This window comes from Albidovulum sp. (assembly GCF_049646345.1).
Lineage (GTDB): Bacteria > Pseudomonadota > Alphaproteobacteria > Rhodobacterales > Rhodobacteraceae > Albidovulum.
The window spans coordinates 1-2,387 of the sequence record NZ_JBARVQ010000166.1; the positions used below are offsets into that span (position 1 = coordinate 1).

The window sequence follows — 2,387 nt, forward strand, 5'->3', positions numbered from 1 at the left end:
CGCAATGGCGAAATGGGCCGTCGATAAGCAGCCAGAGATCATGAAAGCGCGCACGCGGTTCGATGAGGTGGCATGAGGGATGTAAGGTGGGTTTAAACCCACCTTACTGCGTGCCTGACGGCAAATAGGCGTAGTGACGCATCCTTCATGTCGTAAGGTGGTTTTAAACCCACCTTACCCGTCAGGGGCGCACATAGCGGCTGATCATCGTGTAGTCCTTGCGCGGGCCGGATACGGTCCATTCCGCCTGCCAGTCCGGCCAGCGGGAAAAGTCATAGCGCACATGGTAGTCGTCCGGATCGCAGAAATGGCAGGCAGCCGGTGTGGCGGGGTCGAAGTCGTGAAACGGTCGCCCGTCCCCGTATTCCACAGCGATCCGTTCCCCATCCTTGTGCCAGATGTAGTCCCGCACCGCCGTCATCGCCGGAGCGGAGCCAAGGCGCAGCAAACCCTCTTCCCGATACCGCAGGACAGGGCCATCAGGCCGGAACCATGCCTGCCCCGCGATCCGACCCTGCTGGCTTGACAGGCGATCCTCGATCCGTCTGTTGATCCGCCATTCCCCAAGAAAATCACTTAATTCCGGGACAAAACTCATTCGTCGGAATACCTCCCGACGGTCATCTCCCCACCTGACCCTGCAAAGCGCAGATGCCCGGTTTCAGCGTCACGTTCCAGCGCATAACAACTCCAGGCTGCGGATGGTGGCCAGTTCGAGCAGTATTCTTCGCCCTCGACCCGCCAGCGCCCCTCGCTGATCCCCGTCCCGGCGCGGTAGGTCGTGGCACCACTTGGGCGAAAGACCTGAACCGCGTCATTCTCATAGGTCAGTTCCCGGCCTGCCAATGCCTCGGCGATCTCTACTCCGCTCAGCGCCTGCCACTCTTCGGCCCAGGCCGGAGACGCCAGACACAGCCCGACCGTCATTCCCAATCGCCACATATGCGCCCTGCCCGCTTGCCTCCCGTACGCCCTCAGTCTAGGACACGCCCGCGCATCCCTCAAACGGAAAGGCCCCCAGATGATCGCCCGCTATTCCCGCCCCGAAATGGTCGCCATCTGGTCGCCCGAAACAAAGTTCCGCATCTGGTACGAGATCGAGGCCCATGCCTGCGACGCCATGGCCGATCTGGGCGTGATCCCGCGGGAGAACGCGGACGCGGTTTGGAAGGCCAGGGACGTGGAATTCGATGTGGCCCGGATCGATGAGATCGAGGCGGTCACCAAGCACGATGTCATCGCCTTCCTGACCCATCTGGCCGAACATGTCGGCAGCGAGGAGGCGCGCTTTGTCCATCAGGGCATGACCTCATCCGACGTGCTCGACACCTGTCTGAACGTGCAGCTGGTCCGCGCGGCGGACATCCTCTTGACCGGGGTCGACAAGGTTCTGGCGGCGCTGAAACAACGCGCCTATGAGCATAAGGACACGGTCCGCGTCGGCCGCAGCCATGGCATCCATGCCGAACCGACCACGATGGGCCTGACTTTCGCCCGCTTCTACGCCGAGATGGACCGGGGCAAGAACCGGCTGGAAAAGGCCCGGTGGGAGATTGCAACCGGCGCTATCTCTGGTGCAGTCGGCACCTTCGCCAATATCGACCCCGCGGTCGAGGAACATGTCTGCGAAAAGCTCGGCCTTCGCCCCGAACCGATTTCGACGCAGGTCATCCCGCGCGACCGCCACGCGATGTTCTTTGCGACCCTCGGCGTCATCGCCTCCTCAATCGAGAACATCGCGGTCGAGATCCGCCACATGCAGCGCACCGAAGTGCTGGAAGGGGCTGAGTTCTTCTCAATGGGGCAGAAGGGATCTTCTGCGATGCCACACAAGAAGAACCCGGTCCTGACCGAAAACCTGACCGGCCTCGCGCGGCTGGTGCGCATGGCGGTGATCCCGGCGATGGAGAATGTGGCGCTCTGGCATGAACGCGACATCTCGCACAGCTCGGTCGAACGTGGCATCGGCCCGGATGCGACGATCACGCTCGATTTTGCCCTGAACCGGCTGGCAAGTGTGGTCGAGAAGATGCTGATCTTCCCGGAAAACATGCTGGCCAACATGAACAAGTATCCCGGCCTCGTCATGTCGCAGCGGGTTCTTCTGGCGCTGACCCAGGCCGGTGTCAGCCGCGAGGCCGCCTATTCCATGGTGCAGCGCAATGCGCTGAAGGTCTGGGAAGACCGCGTCGACTTCCGCGAATTGCTGCTGGCCGATGAAGAGGTTGTCGCCGCCCTTGGCGAGGATGCGATCAACGAGAAATTCGACATGGGCTATCACACCAAACATGTCGATACGATCTTTCGCAGGGTGTTCGGTGGGTGAGTACCGAAGACATTGAATCATTGATATTAGGACGCTGTTCAAATTCTGCTGAGCTAAGTAG

At 61.1% G+C, this 2,387-nt stretch carries 3 protein-coding genes; 1 reads left to right on the top strand and 2 read right to left on the bottom strand.

What is annotated here, in order from left to right:
• Positions 1–181 precede the first annotated feature (181 nt).
• Together WBB85_RS04175 and WBB85_RS04180 are read right to left on the bottom strand one after the other, a co-directional pair.
• Entirely contained in the window at positions 182–598 is a 417-nt protein-coding gene (locus tag WBB85_RS04175; RefSeq protein ID WP_432637371.1) for a DUF6314 family protein, read from the bottom strand.
• Entirely contained in the window at positions 595–927 is a 333-nt protein-coding gene (locus WBB85_RS04180) for a hypothetical protein (RefSeq protein ID WP_432637372.1), read from the bottom strand. The genes WBB85_RS04175 and WBB85_RS04180 overlap by 4 nt, the downstream gene beginning before the upstream one ends.
• Positions 928–1,021: 94 nt before the next feature.
• Between WBB85_RS04180 and purB the strand changes: the two genes are divergently transcribed.
• Positions 1,022–2,326, top strand: a complete 1,305-nt coding sequence (gene purB / locus WBB85_RS04185; RefSeq protein WP_432637373.1) for an adenylosuccinate lyase — start codon at positions 1,022–1,024, stop codon at positions 2,324–2,326.
• Positions 2,327–2,387 lie beyond the last annotated feature (61 nt).